Source organism: Deinococcus sp. Arct2-2, from assembly GCF_004801315.1.
Lineage (GTDB): Bacteria > Deinococcota > Deinococci > Deinococcales > Deinococcaceae > Deinococcus.
The window spans coordinates 26,043-47,902 of sequence record NZ_SSNW01000031.1 but is presented as its reverse complement, the minus strand read 5'-3'; the positions used below and the strand labels follow the sequence as shown (position 1 = coordinate 47,902).

The window sequence follows — 21,860 nt, the reverse complement described above, 5'->3', positions numbered from 1 at the left end:
CCTGTGAACTACGACGATTTCGCTGACCTCTACGACCACCAATACGACATCTACCGCGACGATCTGCACTTTTACGCGGGTGTGGCCGAGCGCACAGGCGGCCCAGTGCTGGAAATCGGTGCGGGCACAGGCCGGGTCACAGCATTTTTGGCGCGGCGGGGCGTGGCGATCACGGGTGTAGAACCCAGCGCACGCATGATCGAGCGAGGGCGGGCGCGGGCGGCAGCAGATGGCCTAAGCCTGAACTTCGTGCAGGGCGATGCACAAACCTTCCGACTAGATGAACGCTTCGGGCTGGCACTCGCGCCCTTCAATGCCCTGATGCATCTGTACACGCCGGGGGAGCAATTGGCCGCGCTACACAACATTCGCGCGCATTTGGCACCGGGCGGAGCCTTCGTGTTCGACTTGTATTCGCCCAATTTTGGCAAAATGAACACGGTGCGGCACGAGGGCGAAACCTTTTACGGCGCAGACGGCTCGCGCACCGATGTCTTTTTGGTGCAGCGCCACGATAAACCCCGCCAGCACATCACCACCGAATACCACGCCGACACTACCCATACAGACGGACGCCTGACGCGGCGACACTATACCCTGACCCAGCGGTATTACACCCGCTTTGAGGTGGAATGGCTGCTGCGCTACGCCGGATTTGAAGCGCCCCGCGTCACGGGCAGCTTTCACGGCGGCCCGTTAGACGCCCGCAGTGAAGTCATGGTGTTTCAAACGCGAGCCATCTAACACGCTTTTAATAAACAGTGAGTTAATTCAAGATTTGTGCACTTTTCGTGCAAATTTTCATATATATGGAAGATGACTCGGCATTTAGCTGTGACACAGCTGTGACAATGCACGTGTTAACTTAAACGTATCAGCGCACTGAATACACAGCGGGCCGGGTGAAGCCCGTGCGCACGGAAGGCTGGCCTTATCTTGGGTCGGCCTTACCTTTTTTGGGTGAGCGATAGAAATGAGTGCAGCGGCCAATTAAAGCCGCCGCACTTGCTTTAATCGCTTAAAAAATACGTGGATTGGGCAAGTCGTCCAACGTGGTTTCTACACTGGTTTCGTCGGCCCAGACCTTCATGTGGGTCAGTCGGGCGCTGCCGAAGGTGGTAGAGAACGCCACATCGCTGGCGTCTCGGCCCTGCGCGATCAGCACGCGGCCTGCACGGGGTTTGTTGTGCCGGGCATCGAAGGTGCGCCATTGGCCGTCTAGGAACGCCTCGAACCAAGCATGAAAGTCCATTGGCACGGGGTCAGGCACGATGTCGATGTCGGGCATATAGCCGCACACGTAGCGGGCGGGAATATTGAGGGCACGGGCAAACGCCACGCCCATATGCGCGAAGTCGCGGCACACGGCGCGTTTGCTGTCCAGAGCTTGCTTGGCCGTCGTCGAAGAGTTGCTGCCGTAGCCGTACACGCACTCATCTTGCAGGTAGTCGCTGATGGCCTGCACCTGCGCCCAGCCGCCCTGAATGTGTCCGAACCGCTCCCACGCCTCGGCACTTACCAAATCGCTGTCTACGTAGCGGCTGGGGAGCAGATAACCGATGGTTTCGTCGGGCAACTCTTCCACGTTCATTTTGCGGAGGGCAGACAAAATCGGATCGGGGTAGCGGGTAATTTCGGCAATCAGGTCGTGGCCGATGGTGAGGGTTCCGGGCTGAGCCAACATGCGCCACACCGTATTGCCGTGAGAATCGGTGTAGGTGTGGATGCCCTGCGCCGCGCCCAGCGCCCGCTGATCGATGATGCGCTGGCGGGTTCCGGTGGGGTCTAGGCGGTCACTCGGCTGCACCACGAACAGCATCGGCGTGGGAAACGGCACGTCGAAGGTTAAGGAAAAGCCCGCGCGGACGCGGACAGGATTTTCGAAGGGGGCGACTTCTGAGGTAAGAGCCGGGTCGTGCGGTGCCATATGCCTATAGTGTGACGGTTTTTCAAGGGGACAAGGGGGGGAAGTCTACGCTTGCCTAACGCGGCTCAAATTCACAGCCCCGGCGCGGCAGGTTAGCCTGAGTCCATGAACCGCCTCGCTGCCGAATCCAGCCCGTATCTCCTACAGCACGCAGACAACCCGGTGGACTGGCAGCCGTGGAGCGAGGCCGCTTTTGCCGAGGCGAGAGAACGTGACGTGCCCGTGCTGCTGAGCATCGGCTATTCCACCTGCCACTGGTGCCACGTGATGGCGCACGAGAGCTTTGAAGATGAGGCCACCGCCGCCTACATGAACGCCCATTTTGTGGCGGTGAAAGTAGACCGCGAGGAGCGCCCAGACGTAGACGGCGTGTATATGGCGGCCACCCAAGCCATGACCGGGCAGGGCGGCTGGCCCATGACCGTGTTCCTGACGCCCGACGCGGAGCCGTTTTATGCAGGCACGTATTTTCCGCCGCAAGACCGCTACGGCATGCCCAGTTTTGGCCGGGTGATGGCGAGTGTGGCAAACGCTTGGGCCACCCAGCGCGAAAAAATGCTGGCGAATGCTGAGGCATTGGGCGAACACATCCGCGAAGCGAGCCGCCCGCGTGCCGCAGAGGGGACAGGCTGGCAATTGACACCCGACTTTTTGACGCAGGGCGTGGACAATTTGCGCCGGGCCTACGACAGTACGCACGGCGGATTCGGCGGCTCTCCCAAGTTTCCGGCCCCCACCACATTAGATTTCCTGTTGGCGCAGAGCAGCGGGCGCGAGATGGCCCTGCACACCCTGAAGATGATGGGCCGGGGCGGCATTCATGACCAACTGGGCGGCGGCTTTCACCGCTACAGCGTGGATGAACGCTGGCTGGTGCCCCATTTCGAGAAGATGCTGTACGACAACGCCCAACTGACTCGAACGCTACTGCGGGCCTATGGGGTCAGCGGCGATGAGGAGTTTGCGCGGCTGGCACGCGGCACACTTGCTTATCTGGAACGGGAAATGCTTGCACCGGACGGCGGCTTCTACAGCGCACAGGACGCCGACACGCAGGGTGTGGAAGGTCTGACGTTTACGTGGACGCCGGAAGAAGTGACGGAGGTGCTAGGCGAGGAGCCGGACACAGACCTGATCCTGCGTTTTTACAACCTGACCGACGCGGGCAATTTTGAAGACCCGCACCGCCCCGACGCGGGCAAGCGCAATGTGCTGCACATTCTGACGCCGCTGGAAGCATTGGCCCGTGATTTAGGCGAGCCGGAAGAAGCGCTGCGAACACGGATAGATTCCGCCCGCGCCCGCCTGCACACTGCCCGCCAATTGCGCCCCCAACCCGGCACCGACGAGAAGCGCCTGACCTCTTGGAATGGGCTGGCCCTCGCCGCCTTTGCCGACGCGGGCCGCATCTTGGGCGACGGTCAATATTTGGAAATTGCCCGCCAAAACGCCGAATTTGTGCGTCGGGAATTGCGCTTACCGGACGGCACGCTGCGCCATACCTTCAAAGATGGTGTGGCCCGCGTGGAAGGCCTGATGGAAGACCACGCCCTGTACGCGCTGGGGCTGGTGGCGCTGTTTCAGGCGGGCGGGGACGCGGCGCACCTGCACTGGGCGCGGGAACTGTGGGCCATTATCCGGCGCGAGTTTTGGGATGAAGAAGCGGGCCTGTTCTACTCCACCGGAGGCAACGCTGAGCGCTTGCTGACGCGCCAAGCGCAGGCCTTCGACGCCGCCGTGCTGTCGGACAACGGAGCTGGAGCGCTGCTGGCCGTGTGGATGCACCGCTATTTTGGCGACGAAGCCGACGAAGCGGTGGCCCGGAGAGTCGTGGAGCGCCACCACGCCGACTTGCTGGCCGCCACCGGGGGTTTTGGAGGATTATGGCAAGCGGCGGCCTTCCTGCTCGCGCCGCATCTGGAAATTGCAGTTATCGGTACGCCCGCCGAACGTGCGCCGCTGGAACGGGTTTTGGCTGCCCACGCGTTGCCTTACGCGGCGCTGGCGTTTGCCGAGGTAGGGGGCAGTTTGCCCGTGCTGCAAGACCGTCCGGGCGGCGGCACGGCGTATGTGTGCGTGGGCCAGACTTGCGACTTGCCCACACGTGACCCGGAAGTGCTGCGGCGGCAGTTGGCGGGGCTAGGGTGAGAGTGGAGTCGCGTGTGAACCTTCCCGTTGCTTTGCAACGCCCCCCCTTAAAGGTGGGGACTAGAAGCTCTTGTGCTCCCCTTAAGGGGGGCTGGCTGCGAAGCAGACTGGGGGGTTTACACACGGCTCAAATTAAAGTTGGAAGGTGAACCCCCCGCGTCTTCCCCCAGCCCCAGCCCCAGCCCCACATGCTCTGCCGGATGCCCCAGCCAAGGCGTCCAGAGCGGGGTTTCTGCGGAGGCCAGCGGCACAAAATCGAATCGGCGGTAGAGTTCCAACGCGGCCCGGTTTTCGGTGGTGGTAGACAGTTGCACGCCTGCTACGCCTGCCCCACGCAGCAACTCCAAATGGGCGGCCAACAGCCGTTTGCCCACGCCCAAGCCCCGCGCTTGCGGCAGCAGATTGATATGCAGGTGGGCCGGGAACTGTTGCCAGTTGGCATGAGGCGACGGATAACGGGCCGCCCGCAGCAGGTACGGCAGACTGGCCCACGTTTGGCGCAGCGGGGCCAGCCGGGACAAGGTTCGCCCCAGCAGCACGCGCCGCAGTGCCCGCCCGTACTGCGCCGAATTGGGTGAGCCGAGGATGTAGCCCAAGACCTCGCCCCCAGATTCGGCCACCAAGCAGGCAAAGCCGCCGCCCCGAAAGTAAGGCCCCACCCACAGGCGGGCAAACAACCGTTCGTTGGAAAAATAGGGAGCGGCACTTTGTCCAAAAAAGCCTGTCTGGTACGCGATTTTGCCCACCACACGCTCATCGCTGGGGTCGATGGGCCGAATCACGACGGGATCGCTCACAGGCCGCAGTGTAGGCCAGAGCGGTCTAGGCCAGAGCAAGCAAACGGTGATATCGGCTGACGGTAGTGACTCGCCCCGGTCAACATCTCCTGTCCTGCTTAGAGCCGAGCTTCTCCGCCACACACTTATCCCACACCTGACGACCTACCTCCCCCGTTTATCACTGAGGGTTACAAGTTCGTTTTCCCGCACGAAGGCCTCCAAAAAGCGCGGCATCACATTCATTTGCGTGCGGTGGGCCTGAATCGCGGCCAGTTTGCCCCGCTGCTGCTCGGGGGTCAGGTCGGCCCGCAGCCAGTTCAAGGTGTGGCCTCTGGGCGGAATCAGCAGGGGAAATCCGAGGTGCAACCCCTTGGGCACAGGCCATTCCACGCCGCCATGCACGATCCAGTAGCGGGCGCTGCTCAGCACTCCACGCCGCGCCAACAGCTCCTGCATCACGAGGCTGGTGGCCCGGTGATCGTGATGAAAGTCGCTGGTGGTGGGAATCAGGGTCACATCGGGGCGCACGGCGTCTAGCACACGGTTCAGGTCGCGTTCCAAGTTGGCCCGTGTGTACGCCGCCCCCGGACTGAGGGCCTGCGGGTACGGCACACGGGTCGCGCCGGTATGCGGCGAGCGCACGGGAACAGCGTTGTTGGCGCGGTACATCTTCAGCAGTGCCCCGTCCGGATAGCGCAAAAAGGTGAGGTGACTGGCAGGAATGCCGAGGGCGGCGGCGGCGCGGGTGGCTTCCCCGATTCGCATGTTCCCCAGCCGCTCGGTGGCTCCGGCGCGGGGGCGGGACGTGCGCTCCTGTAAGGCAGCGTCCAGTTCAAAGCCGTCGCCGCTGGTGATCCACACGATGTACACCTGTGCACCCGCCGCCACCGCCTGCTGAAGTTGGCCCGCGCAGCACAGGCTTTCGTCGTCGGGGTGAGGGCTGACCAGCAAGACCCGCATGCCCGCAGAGAACCCCGGCGCGGCGGGCAAGCGGACTACTGCCGCCGTTGCACGCGGATAAAACCAGCGCAGCGCCATAGGGGAATTGATGGCAAAGCCCGCCACCACACACAGCATGACGGCAGAGGCAAAAGCCAGCTTCCTCAGCCTCGCCCCGGCAAACCGTGACCTGTTGGAGAGGCCCAGCCTCACGCCCGCCGCACGTGCTCCTGTACTCCGTCCAAGCTCGCCACGAAAGCGCGTTCGGCCATGCCCAAAAACAGTCCGGTTTCTATGACGCCCAGCGTGCCTTTCAGCGTGCGCTCCAGCGTCAGCACATCGCCCGAATCTGGCAGCTTGGCATCAAAAATATAGTTGCCGTTGTCGGTGACATAAGGCTGTGCGCCGGGTTGCCGCAGCCTTCCGCCGGGGCAAAGCGCCCGCAGCCGCTCGATGGTAGACAAGAAGCCGAACCGGGCAATTTCTATCGGCAGCAGCGACTTCTCACCAATCCGAGACACGATTTTGGTGTGGTCGGCAATCACGATGAACCGCCGCGCCTGCACTTCGGTCAGTTTTTCGCGCAAGAGTGCGCCGCCCAGCCCTTTGATCAGGTTCAGATCGGGGTCGATTTCGTCCGCTCCATCAATGGCAATATCGAGTGGGCGGGGGTCAAGCGGTTCGACTGGAATCCCCACTTGCCGCGCCAGCACGTCGCTTGCTTCGCTGGTGGCTACGCCCACGATACCCACCAATTCGCCTGCCGCTAGCCTGCGTCCGAGTTCTTCTATGGCGTATTTGGCCGTGCTGCCCGTGCCGAGGCCCACGCGCATACCACTTTCCACGAGAGCCACCGCCCGCACCGCCGCTTCCCGTTTCAGAGCTTCCAATCCGGTGAGTTGGGCTTCAGGCATGGCGCACCCGATCTGCCTCAATCGCGGCAGCCACTGCGTCGGCGTGGCCTTCCACCTTCACGGCCAGCCACGATTTCACCAGCTTGCCCTCAGGATCGATGACGAAGGTCTGCCGCTTCACGCCGTCGCTGGTTTTGCCGTACAGCGTTTTGGGGCCGAAAGAGCCGATTTCTTTCATAAACGTAGCGTCGGGATCGCTGAGCAGAGGAAACGGCAGGCTGTACTTTTCGGCAAAGGCCGTGTGGCTGCCCGCATCGTCGCGGCTGAGACCCAAAATAGCCGCGCCCACCGCCCGCAAGGGTGCAGAATCCCGGAAATCGCAAGCCTCTTTGGTACAGCCGGGGGTGTCTGCTTTGGGGTACACATACAGCACCACGTATTTGCCCGCGTAGTCGGCCAGCGCGTGCGTTTTGCCGTCAGCACCGGGCAGCGCGAAGGCGGGAAACGCTTCGCCGGGTTGCAGGCGCGGGGTGTCGGGGGTTTCTGGAGCGTCGGGCGTAGTCATGGCCGTAGCGTAGAGCATTTGGCAAAAAGTGGGGGCTTTGTTGGGCGGGTGGGGAGGGCGTCTGCGGGGCGGACGGTCTAAGGGTCTAGGGTCTAAGGGTCTAAGCAGGGCAATCGCGTTGCTCATTCACCCCCTCTACTGCGTAGCTCTGCGAGTCCCAGTCTCCCCCCTCAAGGGTGAGGAGCGAACACCAAGTTTCCAGCCCGTGCCTTTCGCCCTCGCCCCTTGTAGGACTCATAGAGCTGCGGAGCAGAGAGGGGTGCTGCACTACAGCGGGGTGAGGGGGCCACCAAGCAATCGTTCCCGCTCCAGCACCTTAGACCCTTCGACCCTTGACCCTTAGACCAAGCCCCCGTAAACCAAGCCCCTCTCCCCCACCCGCCCAAGTCATTTACCTTTCTTACCCTGCGCCGCGTAACATGGGCGGCGTGAAGCTCGCCCCCTATATCGACCATACTTTGCTTAAAGCCACCGCCACCGCCGAAGACATCCGCACCCTGTGCGCCGAGGCCCGCGAACACAACTTTTATGCCGTGTGCATCAACCCCGTCTATGTGCCGATGGCCGCCTCCGAACTGGCAGGCAGCGGCGTCAAAGTCGCCACCGTCTGCGGGTTTCCGCTGGGGGCCGTCAGCAGCGATCAGAAGGCGCTGGAAGCCCGCCTGAGCGTAGAGGCCGGAGCCGACGAAATCGATATGGTCATTCATATCGGCGCGGCGCTGGAAGACAATTGGGACGCCGTGGAAGCCGATGTGCGGGCCGTGCGGCGGGCCATTCCAGACCGGGTGCTGAAGGTGATTATCGAAACCTGCTACCTGACCGACGACCAGAAACGCGGCGCAACCGAAGCCAGCGTGCAAGGCGGCGCGGATTTTGTGAAGACCAGCACTGGCTTCGGTACAGGCGGAGCCACCCCAGCCGACGTGCGCCTGATGCGCGAAGTCATTGCGGGCCGCGCCCAGATCAAGGCAGCGGGCGGCGTGCGCTCTCCTGCCGACGCGTTGGAAATGATCGAAGCCGGAGCCACCCGCCTCGGCACCTCGGGCGGTGTGGCGTTGGTGGCAGGCGACCAGAGCAACGCAGGCTATTGACGTGACTGAACCACAAGTAATCCTCGCTTCGGGCAGCCCCCGCCGCCGCGAATTGTTGGGCAATTTGGGTGTGGCCTTCCGGGTGGTCGTCAGCGGTGAACCCGAAGACAGCCCCGAAATCGACCCGGCACGGCTGGCCGCAGAATTGGCGACGCTGAAGGCCAGAGCCGTAGCCGCACTGCATCCGGACGCTGTGATTATTGCTGCCGATACAGTGGTGGCGGTAGACGGCCAACTGCTGGGCAAACCCACCGACGCCGCCGAAAATCGGGCGTTTCTGGCCGCTTTGTCGGGCCGCACGCATCAGGTCATCACGGGCGTGGCGGTGCAATCGGCAGCGGGCTTGAGCTGCGAAGTAGAGCGTACCGACGTGACTTTCCGGCCCCTTACCGCGCAGGAAATCGCCTATTACGCAGGCACAGGCGAGGGGCTGGACAAGGCGGGCGGCTACGGTATTCAGAGCGTGGGCATGGGGCTGGTATCAGGCATACAGGGCGACTATTCCAACGTGGTGGGCTTTCCGCTGACGCTGGTGGCCCGGCTCTTGCGGGCGGCGGGCGTGCCCGTGTGGGGAGAACTGAATTCCGCCGATTTTGCTGCCCAACCAGTCGGGGTGTCTCCGGCGTGACCCGTGTGGGCTTTTTTTCTGTCCAACTCAAGTCGGCCCAAATGGAAACGGCGTGAAGGGCTGGCGCTCCGTGCTGCTGGTGTACGGCGTGCTGCTGCTGCTGAGCATGGTGGCTACCCGCTTTCAGGTCATCGTGCCCACCGCCATTTCGGGTTCGGTGGCCCCGATTACGCGTATCGGCGTGGTGGCCGCCGACAACCTGCGCCGCGCCTACACCACCGTTGTGAACGAGCGCAATTTGGCTGGAGAAGTGGGCAGCCTCCGCAAGCAAAACGACGTGCTGCGGCAACGCAACGAACTGCTGACACGGGAAGTGTCGCGCCTGCGCCAAGTGATGCAGATTACGGCCACACAAGCGCCCAACGCGCTGGGCATTGCGCAGGTGGTGGCCGTCGATCCGAGTCCCTTGTTGGCCCGCATTACCCTCAACCGGGGCACCGACGATGGCGTGCGCGTCCGAATGCCCGTGACCGTTCCCGGTGGGCTGGTGGGCCAAGTCACGGGTGTGAGCAGCAACCGCGCCACCGTCGTCGCTCTAGTCGACCCCGAAAGCAGCGTGGGCGTAACTTTGCAGGGCAACCGGGGCGGGCGCGGATTGGCAGTAGGCATGTCTCCAGACCGTCTGCGGGCGCAGTTTTCGCGCAGTGTACCCGTCAAGGTGGGCGACGTGTTGGTGACCAGCAGCTTGGGCGGCGTGTATCCGGTAGGCATCCGGGTGGGCTCCATCGAAAGCGTGATGCCCCTCGGCCCCAACGACGTGAACCGCACTGTGATCGTGAAGCCCGCCATCGACGTAGGCGTGGTGGAAGACGTGACCATTTTGGAAGGGCTATGAGCGCCGCCGGTGGGTCTGGCCCTGTGCCTAGCCGTGTGCTTACTCGATGGGTGTCTAGAAGTGCGCGGAGATGCCCGCCTGCGCCGCAGTGTGCAGCAGCGTTGGGCGCTATCGTAGAGGCAGGTTTATGGTTGAGCTGCCTGTGAAGTCTGCCGTGTTCGTCCCTGTTGGTGTTCCCGTTCCCCGCCGCCTTTGTAGCCCCGTTGCACGCTCCCCACAGGCCGCCCCCCTATGCTGAGACGTTCCGGCAGAAATACCGGACTGGCTCCGCGTGGGCCGGGCCGCTGGGTGGGCGTGGTGGTGTACATTTTGCTGCTGCTGATCATGCAGGGCGTGCTGTCACGCTTGCTCGATCCCCTGCGGATTCCGGCCCCCGACCTGTTTTTGCTGACTGGCGCGGCGTTGGCTTGGCGCTTTTCGCCCGCGTGGGCCGTGGTGGCCGCCTACGGTGTGGGCTTGGTGCAAGACGTATTGGGCGGCGGGGCGCTGGGGCTGCACGCGGCGGGCGTGGGGGCCGGAGCCGTGCTGGTGCTGCTGGTGCGGCGCTACGTGAGCGATTCGGGTATTTTTCAGGCGCTGTTTACGGTGCTGGCGGCTACCGCAGGGCAATGGCTGGCCTTCCTGTTCCTTACGTACTGGCTGCGCTCCGACTTGGTTACGGTGGACACGCTGCGCCAAACTGTGCCGCTGGCCCTGCTGAGTACGGGCTTGATCTATCCGTTCTGGAACCGCTTGGTGACTTGGGGCATGGGCGAGCGCCCCGGCCCCGAGGACGGCCTCTCGTGAGTCGGGCGCGGGCTGGAGACGTGATAGACCGCCGCAACCGCATTCGCAAAAAAGCGGGCGGGGGCGCGGTGCGGGGAAGAGAACGCACCGGAACCAAAGCGCAGATCAGTGGTGCGCCCGCCGTGCGCTGGGTGGCTTTCGGCTTCAGCCTCGCGCTGGCTGGGCTGGGGTTCCGGCTGTACCAGTTGCAGATTACGCAGCACAGCCAGTTTGCGGTGCAGGCCGCCAGCAACTTTCAGCGCGACGAAGTGATTCCCGCCCTGCGCGGCGAAATCCGCACGCGGGACGGGGTGCTGCTGGCCACCAACCGAGTGGCCGTCGACCTGATCTACACGGGGCGGCGCGACCCCAAAGCTCCAGAGCAAGCGTTTCCGGCGTGGGACAAAATCGTGTATCTGGCGGGCATACAGCCCGATGTGCTGAGCGGCGGCCAGCCCCGCGAACCCGACCGCACCAAAGAAACCGAAACAATTTTGGCCCGCAATATTCCGCAGGACAAGCTGTCGGCGCTGTACGAGTACACGGTGCTGATTCCCAGCTTAGAACTCCGCGAGCGCGTGGAGCGGGTCTATCCTGAGAACAAGCTGGCGGCACACGCGCTGGGCTACGTGCTGGAGGCCAACGAGCAACAGGTCAGAGAGGGCGGCTCTACCATTGGCGACCTCGTGGGCGTGTCGGGGCTGGAATACAGCCTTCAGCAGACCTTGCAGGGCAAAAACGGCCTGCGCCGCCGCGAAGTGACCGCTAACGGCAAACCCCAAACAGACCGGGTACTGAATCCGGGCCAAAAAGGGCAAGACGTGACCCTGACGATAGACAGCAGCTTGCAACGCGCCGCCGAACAAGTACTGCGCGAAGGCTTGGCCGACGTGAATGCGGGCCGCCAGAAGTACGGTAAGCCGCCCGAAGCCCTCACACGCGGCGCGGTGATTGCCATAGACCCGCGCACCAACGAGGTGTTGGCGATGGCCAGCAGCCCCACCTTCGACCCCAACTGGTTTTCCCGTGTGCCCAGCCCTGACAATGCGGCCAAAACGGCGGCGCTGTTGTCGAGCAGCCTAGACGCCGTGATGCAAAACCGCGTGGTGCAGACCTTCGATGCGGGCAGCGTGTTTAAGCCCGCCAGCACGCTGGCCTACATAGAACGCTGGGGCAACAAGACCTTCAATTGCCTGCCCAGCATCCGGTACGGCGGCCCGCGCTACAACTGGCACCGCAGCGGCAGCCTCGGCAACGTGGATGGACGGCTGGCCATCGCCTTCTCTTGCAATACGTGGTTTTACCAAGCCGCCATAGACGCCGACCCGATCACCTACGCCAACTATTTAGGCAAACGGGCCGGAGAATTGGGCTATGGGCGACCCACCGGGCTGGAACTGGTGGGCGAAAAGAGCGGCTATTTGCCCACGCCGATCAATTTTACCGACACCTACAAAACCACCAACCTCCGCCGCAAAGCTGCCGGACAAGACCCACTGGTGTATTACCCCGGTCAGGCGCTCAGCTTTGCCATCGGGCAAGACAGCTTGTTGGTTACGCCCGCACAGGTCACGTCGGTGCTGAGTACCATCGTGAATGAAGGCAAACGCCGCCCCCTGACACTGGTGAAGGCGGTGGGCGGCAAACTCTCGCCCCACCCGTCGCCCGAAGTGGTGCCCGGAAAGCAGGCCGACTTCCGGTTGGTCAAAGAAGGAATGAATATTACGACGGCTGGAACCACCCGCTGGGGCACAGCGCAGCATATTTTGGGGCCGCAGTGGTTCCCCGTTCGCACGGCAGGCAAAACCGGAACCGCCGAAAACGGCCAGAGCTTCCGCAAGGGCTACGCCTATACCAACGCTTGGTACGAGGGCTACGGCCCCATAGACAGCCCTAACTTTATGGTTGTCACCTTCTTTCAAAACGGCGGCGAAGGCTCCGGCCCCGCCCTGAACGCCACCGCCAAAATGTTTGCCGCCCGCTGGTGCCTGACGCTGGACGAGCGCAACCACGCCACCGGGCCTCAGCAACCCTGCATGGGCGAACTGGAAAACATGCACAAGGTGATGAAGATTCGGGCACAGAGGGCGGCGGGAGCGGCGGCGAAGGGCACGGCGGGGCAGTAGTTTGGGAGATATTGCTGGGTTTGAGTGCAAGAAGTATAAGGGTCTAAAGGTCGAGGGTCTAAGGAAGGTCAAAAGCTTGAAGCTGTGTTTCTCGCCTTTGCTGAGTCCCTTAGACCCTTGACCCTTAGACGCCCTTCTACGCCTAGCCCAGCCGCGTTTCCAACACGATCTCACTGCTGATACTCGCTGCCACCGAACAGTATTTTTCGTGACTCAGGTGGGCGGCCTTGCTCAGCGCGTCTTCTGTTACGCCTTCCCCACTGGCAATGTGCCGCACGGTGATGGTGGTATAGCGCTTAGGGTCGGTGTCGGCCCGCTCGCCCTCCACTTCTATCCGGTAACTCGCCAGCGGCGTGCGGCGCTTTTTCATGATTTCCACCACGTCGTAGGCGGTGCAGGTGGCAAGTGCGCCCAGCAGGGCTTCCATCGGAGACACGCCGATTTTGGTGGGGCTGTTGTCTATCAGGATTTGGTGGCCGCTCTCGCTGACACCAAGGTAGCGTTGCTCGCCCAGCCAAGTCACGTTCATGGTCTTCTTCATAGCCCTAGGCTAGCGTCTGGGGCGGCGTGGGGCAAAATCATTTATCAAAACCAAGACATTCAGGCGTACCCGTCGTCTTCCCCATTGTCTTCATCGGGCATGGGGAGGCGCACGCGGAAGGTCGCGCCGCCACCGGGGGTATCCAGCACGTCTATGGTGCCGCCATGCGACGTGACCACTTGCTGCGCGATGGTGAGGCCCAGCCCCGCCGAACCGGCCTCTTTGCCCCGGTAAAACTTGTCGAAAATGCGCGGTTTGATGGCATCAGGCACGCCGGGGCCTTTGTCGACGACGCGAATCTCGATTTCTCCGGCACGCGGAACGACATTCAGGCTCACCAGATTGGCTGACCCAGACACGCGCACGGCATTGCTGACCAGATTCACGAAGACTTGGGTCAGGCGGCCCGGATCACCCACGATTTCCACGTCAGGCACCTCGGCCTTCACACTAAAGTCTCGGCCTACTTGCCGCAGCAGCGTTCCCAGATTCATAAAGTGCATCTCTATGTTCTGCACCAATTCGCCGCGAGACAGTTGAAGGAGGTCGTTGACCAACCGGGTCATATTTTCGGCCACGCGCTGGGCGTCTTGCAGCACTTGGCTGCCGCCTGCCTCACGTTCGGCGCGGCGCAGGTAGCCCAAAAGGGCGGTCAGCGGCGTGCGGAGTTCGTGGCTGGTTTCGGCCAAAAAAGTCTTTTGAAGGTTCAGCGCCTCTTCCAGTTGCCGGGCCTGCACTTCTAGGCGCTGGCTTTGGCGTTCGGCGGTGTTCCGCAGGCGCTCTACTTCCAGCAACCGGGCCTGCAACGACTGGTTCAGTTCATGCACCGCTTGCTCGGCACGGGCGCGGGAATCGCGGGCCTCGGCCTCGGCAATGGCACGGCGCACACTAGGAACAAGGCGCTCTAGCCGCTGTTTCAGGATGTAATCGGTGACGCCTTGACGCAGGGTATCCACGGCAATTTCTTCGCCCATTGCGCCGGTCACGATAATAAAAGGCAGCAGCGGATCGCGGGCATGAACGGCATGAAAGGCGCTGAGGCCGTCGTAACCGGGCAAGGCAAAGTCACTGAGAACCAAATGCGGCGGGTCGGTTTCTAGGGCGTAAATAAACGACGCTTCGTCTTCTACGCGCTCCAAGCGCACCGTCCACGGCAGATCGTCGGCCAGGTTCATCGCCACGAGTTCATGGTCGAGTTCGCTGTCCTCGAGGTGCAAAATGTGCAGGATGTCGCCGCGAGCGGGCATGGCGCGTAGGGCGGGAATGGGCAGGGTCATCGGGTCTCCGGGCTGGGCATGGGTGGGGATACAGCTTAAAGGTTCAGAAGTTCGGGCGATGTGGAAAACAACCGGAAAGATCAGGGGTGGGCGATCAGATGGGCAAATCAGGGCTGCGGCGACTGGAGGGGCAACACCACCCGGAAGGTGGCCCCCTGCCCCGGCACAGACTCGGCCTGCACGCTGCCGCCGTGCCGCATGACCACCCGGCGCACGTTGGCGAGGCCGATGCCCGTGCCTTCAAATTCTTCGGCGCGGTGCAGGCGTTGAAAGACCCCGAACAACTTGTCGGCGTAGCGTCCATCAAACCCCACACCGTTGTCCTGAACCGTAATGATGGCGTGATTCTGGGTGGCCTTTTGAAGATTGACCCGGCCAGACTCCACAGAGATCGTCGGATGCGGCCACTCCGCGCTGACGTGAATCTGGGCGTCGGGTTGGTGGCGGGTGTACTTGATGGCGTTGGACAGCAAGTTCACAAAGACCTGAGAGAGCAGCGCGGCGTCTCCGGGCACGGTGGGCATCGGGCCAACGCTGAGCGCAATTGTGCGGCCCTGACGGTCTGGCTCCAGCGTATTCCACACGGTTTCCAACAGCGGCCCCAGCGGAACCGGCCCACTCCGCAACTCTTGGCGGCCCATCCGCGAAAACTCCAGCAGGTCGTCGATCAGGCGGCTCATGCGGCTGGCCGCGTCGGACATGACGGCCAGATATCGCTGGCTTTTTGGCCCCAGCCCGTCTCCGGCGTCTTTCTTCAGCAGGTCGCCAAAGCCGACGATGTGGCGCAGCGGAGTTCTCAGGTCGTGGCTGACCGAGTAGCTGAAGGCTTCCAGTTCACGGTTGGCGTCCTCCAACTCCAGCGTGCGGCGGTGAACTCGTTCTTCTAACGATTGGTTAAGAAGTTGCAAATCCTGCTGGGCGCTGATGGCCCGCACGCGCAGGGCGTCGTTGTCGAGGGCGGTGGCAAAGCGTTTGGCGAGTTCCTGTGCCAACTCCTGATCTCGGTCTGTGAGGGCTTGGCGGTAGGTCAGGCCCAGCACGCCGCGCAGAGTTCCGTCGCGGCCCATCAGCGGAAACAGCAGCACGCCCGTTGCGTTTACGGCGTGCAGCAGAGGATGAGACGGGATAATCAGCGGCTCTTCCGTTTCGGCCACCCGCCGCACCGCCGCCATTGCTGCGGCCTGCATGTGGGGCGCATTCCAAGTGGTGCCCGTGCGCGAGGTCGCCAACACAGCCAGTTCGGGCGGGGCACTCCAGAGGGCGGCACTTTCGGCCAACCGCCCGGTCAGCAGTTCCAGCGCCGCGTGGTAATGCCCGGCGCGGGCAGCCAGCGGGTCTTCGGCGCGGGCGCTCAGTTGCTCGGACACGTCGGCGATCAGGCGCGAGGCGGTTTCGGCGTACACGCTGTCGTCTACGTCGGTGCTGGTGCCCACCCACTCGATCACTTGGCCCTCCGCGTCGCGCACCGGCAGGCCGCGAGTCACGAAGGTTCTGTACCAGCCGTCATTGCCCAGCAAGCGGTGTTCGGCCTCGAAGGGATGGGTGGCCTGTACCGCCGCTGCCCAGCGCTGCTGATATTCGCCCCGGTCATCGGGGTGCAGCAGGGTCAGCAGGCCGGACGTGGCCCGTTCTTCGCCCACGTATTCATCCCAGCGGCGGTTGAAATAGGTGGGCAGGCCCGCCGGATCGGTGAGCCACACGATTTGCGGCATGCCCTCCAGCACGCCCCGGTAGCGTTCCTCGCTGCGCTGCGCCAGCCGCTCGGCCTCTAGGCGGTCATGAATATCGGTGGCGCTCGCCACCCACTCGGCCACGCTGCCGCCTTCATCCAGTATCGGGGCCACCCGCACCACGAACCAGCGGTAAGAGTCGCCCACATGCACCCGCACCTCGCACTGGGCGCGGTCACGAATCTCGTAGGCGCTGTGCCACATGTTGTCGTAGATCAGGAGGTCGGCAGGCAGCACCGCCTCGCGCAAGCTGCTTTCGCTCAGGCGCTCGTGATGTTGCGCGTTCACGTAGGTCACGTCGCCCGCCGGACTGCTGGCCCACAGAATATGCGGAATGGCGTCCAGCACGCCCCGGTAGCGCCGCTCTCCGGCTTGCACGGCGCGTTCGGCCTGCACCCGATCGGTCACGTCGCGGATCACTTCCAGCAGGCCCAACTGCTCGCCCCGCCCGTCGCGGACTTCGCTGCGCTGGGCCTCGCCCGAAAAGACGCTGCCATCGGCGCGGCGATACGGCGTGGTAATGGCCTGAAAGGTGGTGCGCCCCTCTAAGCGGCGGTCAAGGTGGAGGCGGGCCAGCGGTTCGCCAATCAAAGCCGCGCCGTCTAGCCCGAATTGTTCGGTCAGGGCGCGGTTTACCAGCCTGACGCGCCCGGTGTCGTCGGTAAAGGCGGCGGCGTCTTGCATGGCCTGAAAAATCGCCTCGAACTCGGCCCGGTCACGCTCTTGGCGGGCCTGCACCAGCGTCAGGCGGCGATTGATGCGCTCGGTACTCTCGCGGGACTGCACCTGCACGGAGGTGAGCCGGAAGGCCAGCCCGGCCACCACAAGTCCGGCCAAGAGCGTCAGCAAGGGCAAGTTGGCTGCCAAGTCGCGCCCAAAGCCCATCGGCGCACCGTAATTGAGCGTCCACGGCTGCCCCGCCAAAGTCAATTTAGTATCGGCGCGGAACGACAGGGCGGCAGGCAGGGGGCGCGTTTCCAGCCGTTGCCCAGCCAGCATGGTGTTGATACTGAGGCCGTTGGGTGTGCCACCATCGTCCAGCCGAACCAAAAATTCATCGGCGCGGGCCACCAGATAGATGAACCCCATCAGCGTGCGCGTGCCGCCGCCCCCATCCTGAATCGGTTCGTTGCCGGTGGTCTGCATGGCGTCCCACACAGGCAAGATCAGCAGGAATCCGAGGTTGAGAGGGCCGCCCGGCGTGCGCTGCAAATCCACGCGTCCAGTGGCCTGCACAGTGTTGTTCAGGCGGGCCAAATCAAGCGCGGCGCGGCGATCCGGTTCGCTGTACAGGTCAAATCCCCACGCGGCGCGGGTGGCGTCGTTCAGGGGCGACAGCGTGACTACGGGCGCACGCATGGCCTGCGTGGAGGTGCGCGGCGTCACCCGGAATTCGGAGCCTGCCCCGGCCCGAATACCCCGCTCCAGTTCGGCGGTGTCGGCGGCAGGCACCCACGCCGCAAAACCCACCGCCGTCACGCCCGGATAGCGCCGCGTCAGGTCAAGGCGAGTCACGAAATCGTCGAACACAGACGGCAGCACCATGTCCTGATTGCTCATCCAGTAGGCGCGGGTGGCCCGCAACAGGTTCTCGTAATCGCCGATCCGGTTTTTCAGGGCAAAGGTATGGGCCGTCGCCTCTCGCTCGAAACGGGCATCTTGTTGGTCGCGCACAAAGCGGGCGATGGTAGACGCCGTTGCCACCGTCAGCAGCAGCACCAGCAGCAGTACGGCCAACGGAATCATGCGCGAAGTGCGGGCCAACATACTTTGATTCGGCTGCTCGATCAGCGTGTCCTTCACCGACAGCGGTTGGGAACTCCTAGACATGGCTGGCTCTGTCCGGAGAGGCGGGCGCTTGGGCGGCGTGCAGCGCGTCTAAAAATACCCGCACCGGAACGTCTACGCCTGTCCATGCCAAAAAAGCCAACCGCGCTTGGTGGGCCAGCATGCCCAAGCCGTTTTCGGCCCGCAGGCCAGCAGCGCGGGCGTCGCGCATCAGCCGGGTTTCGGCGGGTTTGTAGACCATGTCGTAGATCAGGGCTGATTTGAGCAACGGGGAGAAATCGAAATCTGGTAAAGGGGATTCGTGCGGCGCATTCAGGCCAGCGCTGGAAGCGTTAACGATTAGGCCTACACGCGTCCACGGAATGTTTTCTAAATGACCTGCTAATACCTGAAAGTCGGCATCTGGAACAGTCCAGTTCGCGGCAAGTTGAATAGCTTTTTGGTGCGTGCGGTTATAGATGTACACGTCACGCTCCATCAAAATTAGAGCCGTATAGACCGCTGCTCTGGCTGCGCCGCCTGCACCCAAGACCACGACAGGCAGATCAGATTCGTTAGAACCAGTGCTTCCCGCCCCCAAGTCCGATAAAGCTGAGAACAGTCCGGGTGCGTCAGTGTTGTCGCCCAGCAGCTTGCCTTCTTCCGAAATGATGGTATTCACTGCGCCAATGGCACGCGCCGCGTCAGTCAGGCTATCTAAATACGGCAAGGCAGCTTCCTTGTGCGGCAAGCTCAGATTCGCGCCCAGAATGCCGGGTTGCCTCAGTTCGGCAATGGCTGCGCCCAAGTCGGCGGGGGGCACACGTACAGCCTGATACTCGCCCGCCAAGCCTGCCCAAGCAAAAGCGGCGCGGTGCATGGCCGGAGACAAGGAATGGGCGGCGGGATCTGCATACAAAAAGGCGCGGAGTGCGGCCTGCGCCCCGTCCGGATAGACGCCAGTGAAACTCACGCTTTCAAGTGTATCCCGGCCCGCGCCAGTAGGGTTAGGCGGGGAGGTCAGGCAGCGGGCAGACGCACCGAGTCTAAGCCAGCGTATGCCGCAGCTAAGCCAATTGCGTCTGGCAAGCTCGCCGCCTGTCTTTTACCCTGCATCTATGCTCTCCTTTCTCAGACCCCCCAGCCGACGACTGACCTTCAGCATTCGCTGACCCTCTGCCCAGAAACGTCGCAGAATGTGCGGCGGGACACGCACCCGCCCGCTGCTTCGCCCGACAATAGGGCATCCGAATGACGAACCCACCCCTCTCCTCTCACCCGGCCAAGTCGGGGAGAGACTGCGCCTGTGCGGCGTGCTTGGAGCCAATCTCTTGACAGACAAAAAGCAAGGCCAGATGCCCGAACAGACGCCTGAAACACAGTCGAGCAATGCTCAGATAACCGATGCTCAGAACCAGACTGCGGGCGCACAAGACGGTATACAACAAGGTGGAAGCACGCCTACCACCCCGGCCCCCAGCAATCCGGTGACGGCCACCATCACACTGACCAACCAGCGTCAGGCATTTGCGCTGCTGGGCACAGGCGACGTGAACCTGCGCCGCATGCGCGAACTGACCCGCGCCCGCCTGATCGCACGCGGCGAAACCATCACCATTACGGGGGAAGAAGCCGACGTGGTGGCCGCCGAACGCATGGTCAAAGACGCGCTGGACGTGATACGCGGCGGCGGAGAACTGACGCCCGACAGCCTGCTGCGCTCGGCCCGCCTGAGTGGCGAAGGCCGCAGCCTCGCCGCCGAAACGCAGGTGAACGGCATGAGCCTGCCACGCGGCATCCGGCCCAAAACGCCGGGGCAAAAGGTGTATCTGGAAAAGGTCGAAAAGAGCGATATCGCCTTTGGCATCGGCCCTGCCGGGACGGGCAAAACTTACCTTGCGGTGGCGATGGCCGTTCAGGCCCTCCGCAACAAGAGAGTCAAGCGCATTATCCTGACCCGTCCGGCAGTAGAAGCCGGAGAAAAGCTGGGCTTTTTGCCCGGAGACTTGCAGGCCAAAATCGATCCTTACCTGCGCCCCCTGTACGACGCCCTTCAGGACATGCTGGATCAGGACAAGTTCGAGTCCTACCTGACAAGCGGCGTGATTGAAATTGCACCGCTGGCATTCATGCGTGGTAGGACTTTGAATGATGCTTTCGTCATCCTAGACGAAGCGCAGAACACGACGGGCGAGCAGATGAAGATGTTCTTGACCCGCATGGGCTTCAGCAGCAAGGTGGTGGTGACGGGCGACGTGACCCAGATCGACTTGCCGCGCCATATTTCCAGCGGGTTGGCTGTTGCCAAGCGCGTGCTGAGCAACATCGAAGGCATCGAGTGGCACGAATTTACCGATGTAGACGTGGTGCGTCACCCGTTGGTGGGCCGGATCATCAAGGCCTACGAAGCTGCCGAGAACGCCGAGCAGGACAAGCGGGCCGCCCGCCGGGGCGAATTTGCCAGCATTCCGGAAGTGGACACCGATCCGGTAGGCGCAGACGACTGAGCAAGCGAGTACGTACTAGAGTCATCAAATCAGAAGGCGTTGGCGATAAACTCCCAGCGCCTTTTTTGGGTGTGCAGGACGGGTTTTTTAAGGTCTATTGGAAACTGAGACGACTTTTGTGTAGGGGGCGGGAACGGTTGCCCGGTGGCCCCCTCACCCCGCTGCTTTGCAGCGCCCCTCTCCCACAGGTGGAGAGGGCAAAAACATACGTTCAGGACTCACTTATTTCCTTATGGGTTCCACAGGGAGCAAGGCCAAACCAGCAACGTGATTGCGTTTGACCTTCCTTAGACCCTTCGACCCTAGACCCTTAGACCGCACCCACAGACCGCCCACCACGCCCCAACCTTGCTATGCTCCCCGATGTGATCGACCTGATCGTACAGAAAAAGCCTCCTGCGGGCCTGCGTCCGGCGCTGCGGGCCTCACTGGAAGCGGTCATGGCGCATTTTGAGGTGCAGGAGCGGGAAGTGACGGTGGTGCTGGTGGGCGACCGCGCGATTCGGGCGCTGAAGCTGGAGCATTGGGGCGAGGACGCGCCCACCGACGTACTGAGTTTTCCCGCGTGGGAACCCGGCGACCCGTTTATTCCGCCGATTCTGGGCGACATCATCATCAGCCTCGATACGGCGGCGCGGCAGGCGGGGGCGCGGGGGCATTCGCTGACCCGTGAAGTGGCGCTGCTGGCGAGTCACGGCATGGCGCATCTGGTGGGTCACGACCACCCGCACGCCGATGGATTGGGCTTTGAGGAAGGCGCATCAGGGCCAGAATGGAAAGTCTTCCACGACGCTTGGGACGCGGCCCGCACCGCCCTGCCAGACGGCATCTGACCCCGTGCGGTCTGACGGCTCGGCCCTGAACTTGCGCCGCTGGTGGCGTTCGGCGGGCTTCGCTTGGGCCGGAGTTCGGCATTGTTACCGCTCGCAAGCCAATTTTAGAATTGAAGCGTGGGCTGGGGCGCTGGCGTTGGCTCTGGCGGTGGTGCTGCGTGCGCCGCTGCCGCCTATCCTGCTGTGCTGCACGCTGGTACTGTCGCTAGAGTTGGTGAATACAGCGCTGGAAGCAGTGGTGGATTTAGCCAGTCCTGAAGTGCACCCACTGGCAAAAATAGCCAAAGATGCCGCCGCCGCTGCCGTATTGGTGGCAAGTGGCGGGGCTGTGCTGGTGGGTCTGGTAGTGCTGGGGCCTGCGCTGTGGCGGCTGTTGTAGGCAAAAATAGGTTGCTACGAAGACCAGTTGCACAGCCCATCTCTGTTCCGCACAAAGCGGGGAGCCTTGATAAAGCCTTCTTGGATGGAAGTTGTCCAAGATAAATTTTGTAAGCGCCGCCTTAAGAGCGGATCAACCCCGGAATTCTGACCTTCTGAGGCCCGTGCTA

At 62.8% G+C, this 21,860-nt stretch carries 19 protein-coding genes; 10 read left to right on the top strand and 9 right to left on the bottom strand.

Annotated features, from left to right (window positions below):
* The first annotated feature begins 3 nt into the window (after positions 1-3).
* Entirely contained in the window at positions 4-744 is a 741-nt protein-coding gene (locus tag E7T06_RS13380) for a class I SAM-dependent methyltransferase (RefSeq protein WP_136366277.1), read from the top strand.
* Positions 745-1,018: 274 nt separating this feature from the next.
* Here E7T06_RS13380 and E7T06_RS13375 read toward each other — a convergent pair whose 3' ends face one another.
* A complete protein-coding gene (locus E7T06_RS13375) occupies positions 1,019-1,927 on the bottom strand; it encodes a transglutaminase family protein (RefSeq protein WP_136366276.1) in 909 nt (302 codons plus the stop codon).
* Between the two features lie 105 nt (positions 1,928-2,032).
* Here E7T06_RS13375 and E7T06_RS13370 point away from each other — a divergent pair, with 105 nt between their 5' ends.
* Positions 2,033-4,075, top strand: coding sequence for a thioredoxin domain-containing protein (locus tag E7T06_RS13370; RefSeq protein WP_136366275.1), 2,043 nt, complete (start codon positions 2,033-2,035; stop codon positions 4,073-4,075).
* Positions 4,076-4,191: 116 nt separating this feature from the next.
* Here the strand turns inward: E7T06_RS13370 and E7T06_RS13365 are convergent, their stop codons facing one another.
* The 4 genes from E7T06_RS13365 to E7T06_RS13350 form a co-directional block, all read right to left on the bottom strand.
* Complete coding sequence (locus tag E7T06_RS13365) at positions 4,192-4,872, bottom strand: GNAT family N-acetyltransferase (protein WP_136366274.1); 681 nt, start codon at positions 4,870-4,872, stop codon at positions 4,192-4,194.
* A gap of 144 nt (positions 4,873-5,016) precedes the next feature.
* On the bottom strand, positions 5,017-6,006 hold the full coding sequence (locus tag E7T06_RS13360; protein WP_346763209.1) for a PIG-L family deacetylase: 990 nt from the start codon (positions 6,004-6,006) through the stop codon (positions 5,017-5,019).
* A complete protein-coding gene (gene rpiA / locus E7T06_RS13355) occupies positions 6,003-6,707 on the bottom strand; it encodes a ribose 5-phosphate isomerase A (protein ID WP_136366273.1) in 705 nt (234 codons plus the stop codon). The genes E7T06_RS13360 and rpiA overlap by 4 nt, the downstream gene beginning before the upstream one ends.
* Complete coding sequence (locus E7T06_RS13350; RefSeq protein WP_136366272.1) at positions 6,700-7,212, bottom strand: peroxiredoxin; 513 nt, start codon at positions 7,210-7,212, stop codon at positions 6,700-6,702. Before E7T06_RS13350 ends, rpiA begins: the two co-directional genes overlap by 8 nt.
* A gap of 419 nt (positions 7,213-7,631) precedes the next feature.
* Between E7T06_RS13350 and deoC the strand changes: the two genes are divergently transcribed.
* From deoC to E7T06_RS13325, 5 genes are all read left to right on the top strand, one after another.
* The gene (gene deoC / locus E7T06_RS13345) at positions 7,632-8,303 is read left to right on the top strand and encodes a deoxyribose-phosphate aldolase (RefSeq protein WP_168733530.1); all 672 of its coding nucleotides are present in this window, start codon (positions 7,632-7,634) and stop codon (positions 8,301-8,303) included.
* On the top strand, positions 8,299-8,931 hold the full coding sequence (locus tag E7T06_RS13340; protein WP_136366291.1) for a Maf family nucleotide pyrophosphatase: 633 nt from the start codon (positions 8,299-8,301) through the stop codon (positions 8,929-8,931). The genes deoC and E7T06_RS13340 overlap by 5 nt, the downstream gene beginning before the upstream one ends.
* Positions 8,932-8,983: 52 nt before the next feature.
* Positions 8,984-9,766: a rod shape-determining protein MreC gene (gene mreC, locus E7T06_RS13335; RefSeq protein ID WP_136366270.1), complete on the top strand. Its 783-nt coding sequence runs from the start codon at positions 8,984-8,986 to the stop codon at positions 9,764-9,766.
* 231 nt (positions 9,767-9,997) lie between these two features.
* On the top strand, positions 9,998-10,552 hold the full coding sequence (locus E7T06_RS13330) for a Rod shape-determining protein MreD (RefSeq protein ID WP_136366269.1): 555 nt from the start codon (positions 9,998-10,000) through the stop codon (positions 10,550-10,552).
* Positions 10,549-12,657, top strand: coding sequence for a penicillin-binding transpeptidase domain-containing protein (locus tag E7T06_RS13325; RefSeq protein WP_240741053.1), 2,109 nt, complete (start codon positions 10,549-10,551; stop codon positions 12,655-12,657). Before E7T06_RS13330 ends, E7T06_RS13325 begins: the two co-directional genes overlap by 4 nt.
* Before the next feature lie 142 nt (positions 12,658-12,799).
* Here the strand turns inward: E7T06_RS13325 and E7T06_RS13320 are convergent, their stop codons facing one another.
* The 4 genes from E7T06_RS13320 to aroE form a co-directional block, all read right to left on the bottom strand.
* Positions 12,800-13,198: an OsmC family protein gene (locus tag E7T06_RS13320; protein WP_136366268.1), complete on the bottom strand. Its 399-nt coding sequence runs from the start codon at positions 13,196-13,198 to the stop codon at positions 12,800-12,802.
* Positions 13,199-13,257: 59 nt separating this feature from the next.
* Entirely contained in the window at positions 13,258-14,475 is a 1,218-nt protein-coding gene (locus E7T06_RS13315; protein ID WP_168733529.1) for a HAMP domain-containing sensor histidine kinase, read from the bottom strand.
* A gap of 107 nt (positions 14,476-14,582) precedes the next feature.
* Positions 14,583-18,035 carry a PAS domain S-box protein gene (locus E7T06_RS13310; protein ID WP_240741052.1) on the bottom strand — a complete coding sequence of 1,151 codons (3,453 nt, stop codon included), beginning with the start codon at positions 18,033-18,035 and terminating at the stop codon, positions 14,583-14,585.
* Positions 18,028-18,945: a shikimate dehydrogenase gene (aroE, locus tag E7T06_RS13305; RefSeq protein WP_276605571.1), complete on the bottom strand. Its 918-nt coding sequence runs from the start codon at positions 18,943-18,945 to the stop codon at positions 18,028-18,030. The genes E7T06_RS13310 and aroE overlap by 8 nt, the downstream gene beginning before the upstream one ends.
* 358 nt (positions 18,946-19,303) lie before the next feature.
* Between aroE and E7T06_RS13300 the strand changes: the two genes are divergently transcribed.
* From E7T06_RS13300 to E7T06_RS13290, 3 genes are all read left to right on the top strand, one after another.
* On the top strand, positions 19,304-20,479 hold the full coding sequence (locus tag E7T06_RS13300) for a PhoH family protein (protein ID WP_240741051.1): 1,176 nt from the start codon (positions 19,304-19,306) through the stop codon (positions 20,477-20,479).
* 365 nt (positions 20,480-20,844) lie between these two features.
* Positions 20,845-21,312 carry an rRNA maturation RNase YbeY gene (gene ybeY / locus E7T06_RS13295; RefSeq protein ID WP_168733528.1) on the top strand — a complete coding sequence of 156 codons (468 nt, stop codon included), beginning with the start codon at positions 20,845-20,847 and terminating at the stop codon, positions 21,310-21,312.
* 4 nt (positions 21,313-21,316) lie between these two features.
* Positions 21,317-21,691, top strand: coding sequence for a diacylglycerol kinase (locus E7T06_RS13290; protein ID WP_136366265.1), 375 nt, complete (start codon positions 21,317-21,319; stop codon positions 21,689-21,691).
* The last annotated feature ends 169 nt before the right edge of the window (positions 21,692-21,860 follow it).